Source organism: Azoarcus taiwanensis (assembly GCF_012910885.1).
Taxonomy (GTDB): Bacteria; Pseudomonadota; Gammaproteobacteria; order Burkholderiales; family Rhodocyclaceae; genus Azoarcus_F; species Azoarcus_F taiwanensis.
The window spans coordinates 1-3777 of sequence record NZ_WTVM01000215.1; the positions used below are offsets into that span (position 1 = coordinate 1).

The window sequence follows — 3777 nt, forward strand, 5'->3', positions numbered from 1 at the left end:
CTTCAATCCTTTCCCCGGAGATCCCATCCATGTCTGTTCGATTCAAAGGTACCGACCTGCGGCCTGTGCTCCTCGAAGCGGTGGTCAACCAATGTCGTATCGTCCTGGTCAAGGATCAGGGCGTGTATTTCCTGGCCGAGCGCGGCGAGCGTGGGCCCGATGGGCGCCAGAAGCTCATCGCCTACGCCGTCGGCTGCAATCCGGATGTCGATACATTCGATGGCTGGTCGGAGCTAGCGCACGCCGAGTTTGGCGGTGACGACTTCGGCGAGTTCTTCGATCCGCGCGACGGTGTCTTTGCACTCATCCTGCACAACGCGAACGACCTCGAAGTGTCCGCGACCGTGACACACCTGTCATTGCAGGCCGTGGTCCCACCGCCGATCAGCAACTGACGGTCCCACATTCCCTGCCCCCGCTCCGGGGGCGTTTCAATACCAGTAGTTGAATAACCGCTCCCTGATCGTCCCCAGCACCCAAAGTGGTGCGCCCAGCCTATGTGTCCCCTCGGGCGAGATGCGGGCAACTGCTGCCCGTCGACGCCTTCGCGAATCGGTCGATCGAGAAGCCGCTTGGCTTTGACACCTGCCGTCCGATCTACGCGGGCAACTCGGCCCTTGTGGCCGTTGGAGCACTTCCCGACCTACGTCAGCAACGTGGCCGATTGCTGTCGGCGGCGGCTCGGACCGTCGAACATATGCTTCCGCCATCGACGAACTCACTTTCCCGCCCCTACACGGAAGGACTACACGCGGGATTTGCTGTAGTTCTGGCAGTGGCGCGATGTAGGACGACCGCGTAATGCTAGGTATCATTACCGTCAGCTCATACACATCGAAGGCTGACAATGGCGACCGATAACAAGCCGAAGACGCTCCACTATCGCAGGGCGCAATTCCTGACCCCCACCCGCACGCTGGAGGATCTACTGTCGGCGGCCCTCAAGGTCAACAGCCTGGTCGCCAATCGGATCGAGAAATTGACGACGGCGGGGGACTGCCGGTTGATCAACCACACTACCAACCGCCGCGGCCTGCTCTGCGGGAATTTAATCACCTATGAGCACGGTACCAACAAGCTTTTCCTGACGGTGGACGGCAACCTGACGGCCTTCCCGGTTGCGCAGGTGGCGCCGCCCGAGCTGCCGAACAAGAAGCAGACAGAGTTCCTCGATTCCATCTTGTACTTCGGCGTCAGGGGGAACCACGTCGTCCTGATGCAGTCCAGCGGCCTGAAGGGCAAGCAGTTGGAGCTGTACTTGAACTGGTTCCTGTCCGCCTGCGGGGTACTGGGTACGCACAATCGCCTCGAATTGGTGGATCATCCACCCAGGGTCACCACCGACCAGCTGGCGTCCAGGCCGGTCAAGAAGGTTAGCTATGTATCTGCCATGGCTCACGAAACGGTTCCCGATACCCCTCCCAGTCCAACTGAGGTCAAGAAGGAGAAAAAGCTGCGGCTTACGCCGGTCGGCCGGGCAGTGGACATCCTGAAGGCCGCTATCGGCATCAAGGAGTTTGAGAGATTGAAGTTAGACGACGCCTTGGACGGAAATCTCCAAGTGTCCTTGGAGGTGACCTACCAACGCACCACCACTCAAGAGGGGCAGAAGGTTATCAACGACATTGCGCGGGCACTGCGCAATGTCGATGGCGACGATATCTCGGTACAAGTTCCTGGCCTAGGCACGCTGAAAGGTGACGACCTGAAGCTCTCAAAGCCCATTCTCGTCGCCTGCCACAATGGCCACGTTGATATGCCTGAGCTCTTTGATGAAATGCACAGCTGGTTGCTGGGATTGGCCGAAGGCGATTTCCTCAAGGATGAGAAGGGGCCGCTGACCGAGCAAGTACCGTTGAATGCCTCGCTGATTGCGTCCACTGGCGCAGTCCCGGCATGAGATGGCGTTTCACAAGTCGATCTACTTCAAGATTTCGGTGCCAGTGATCCTGGCACCGATCTTCGCCTTTGTGGCAATCTGGCTGGTCGAAGTGCTGGGCGCAAAAACCCTCGCGGAGTGGAGCGGAAAGCTGACCTGGGTATGCAGCGTGGCTCTAGCACCAGTCGCTCTCGCAATCTCTAAATTCCGCGATCTGTGCGGGATGGATGGGTTAACCGATATTCAGCGAGCCAATCTCGTTACCATCGTTCGGAAGCGAACGCTGCGGTTTTGGCTGGCTTCCCTTTACCTGCTTGCAGTCTTTCTGCTCGGCTTCGCTGTCGGTGTCACGGCAGACACCCCCTTTGGCTATCTGGTGGCCGTGAGCTGGGTTGCCGGGTTCTTCTTCGCCCTGTACCTCCTCGCCCTCACGCACTTCTGGATCGATGAGGCTGAAGATTTCAAGCTGAAGGTGGCTCAGCAACTGCGCGACGAGAAAGAGCGCACTGACCTAGTACAAACACTTCGAAAGTCGCAAGGTGACAAGATCGATCCGAATTCGGACCTGGAGCATTACAACAAGGTATTTGATCCGAAATCGGGCCTGGTTCAGTGACAGGCGGGGGGCTCCGGATCGTTGTGTTTTCCAGCGGTTTGCTGTCGCATCCGTAACTGGCTGCTCCGGCCGACGACCTATCGTCGGCCGGCGCGGTCGTTCGGGCGGATGGGGTTGGTCGTCCTCTACCGCCCGGAAGCTGTCAGACATGGGGAATAGTTTACTGTCCGGTTCAATCCGCAGCTGATTGCGGACTTTCAGGCGCACATCTTGTACTGCTCACCCCTCGGGCTACTAGCCCTGCACGAAATCGGCCACCAAGCCGCCCCAGTCGTCCTCCGACACCGCGTACATCGGCATCTTCCGCAGTTGCAGGCCCTCGCTGTACTGCTGCAGTTGGGGTGGTTGCTCGAAATAGAGAGCTGCGTTGGCCTCCGCCTCCGCTGCGTCCGTGTAAAAGGGATGATAAGTACGCTGCACGACTTTGAAGTCGCCGGGGTTCAAGCCGACACGCTCGTAGCTGCCGGCGAAGAACCTACTAAGAACGAGTTCGTCTACGACGGGTACGCCGTCCCACGAAACACCTACGTGCGCGACAGTGCTCACCGCAACCAGTGGATAGACATGAAACTCCGGCGGAAGGCGCCAGCCAAACTGCTTCATATCCTCGATGAACTCGTCTCGGTGCTCATCGATCAGTTTCACGCGCGTCTTCGCTTGTTCCACCGCCTGTTCGATGGCCACGCGATGCGTACCGATAGAAGTGGACTCGGTCGGCTCTAGGATGCACTTTACTTCCACCACGAAAACTTGTGATCCGACGCAGAAGACCGCGTCAATCTGGACGAAGGACTTGTCGGCGCACCTGAACGTGTAGTCGCGGGGGATGACCTTCGCTACTTGGGACAGCATCGGCGACGTCTCGACCGCCTCAATAAGACTGGCGCGCAGGTACTCCTCAAACGCGGGGCCTCGCTCATTGAGCTTCACCTTGAGCTGTGCCATCCAGCGCTCAAGTGCGAACCGCAAATTCGGAGGTGCTGCGACGGCTCCGAACACGGGATAGAGCTTTGACGGATCTCCAGTGGACACCAGTGGCTGCGTCCAGAATTCTTGCCCCCCCTTGCCACGGAAAGTCAGAAACTCGATGATGGCCTGCGCTCTTGCGACCGGGATGCCAGTGGCTTCGTGCACGGCCGCAACCAGCGTCTCCTTCGCTAAGAACGGTACATACTCGCGCATGTCGCTCACCGCATTCGGATCAGTCGGCAGTTCAGACCGACGCACCGGTGACGTTGCCGCCCACAAGCGCCTAGCTGCGTGAGAGACCAGCATCCAAGCG

Annotated in this window: 4 protein-coding genes; 3 read left to right on the top strand and 1 reads right to left on the bottom strand. The window is 58.9% G+C overall.

The annotated features are described in order from the left end of the window. The first annotated feature begins 29 nt into the window (after positions 1 to 29). The 3 genes from GPA21_RS19505 to GPA21_RS19515 all read left to right on the top strand — a co-directional run bounded on the left by GPA21_RS19505 (position 30) and on the right by GPA21_RS19515 (position 2495). Positions 30 to 395 (top strand): DUF3085 domain-containing protein, encoded by a 366-nt coding sequence (locus GPA21_RS19505; protein WP_168989738.1) that lies wholly within the window; start codon positions 30 to 32, stop codon positions 393 to 395. Between the two features lie 452 nt (positions 396 to 847). Beyond that, complete coding sequence (locus GPA21_RS19510) at positions 848 to 1900, top strand: hypothetical protein (RefSeq protein WP_168954120.1); 1053 nt, start codon at positions 848 to 850, stop codon at positions 1898 to 1900. Between the two features lies 1 nt (position 1901). Further along, positions 1902 to 2495: a hypothetical protein gene (locus GPA21_RS19515; RefSeq protein WP_168989739.1), complete on the top strand. Its 594-nt coding sequence runs from the start codon at positions 1902 to 1904 to the stop codon at positions 2493 to 2495. A 234-nt stretch (positions 2496 to 2729) separates the two neighbouring features. Here GPA21_RS19515 and GPA21_RS19520 read toward each other — a convergent pair. Further along, positions 2730 to 3777, bottom strand: a 1048-nt coding sequence (locus GPA21_RS19520; protein WP_211163718.1) for a hypothetical protein, incomplete at its 5' end; no start/stop codon positions are given.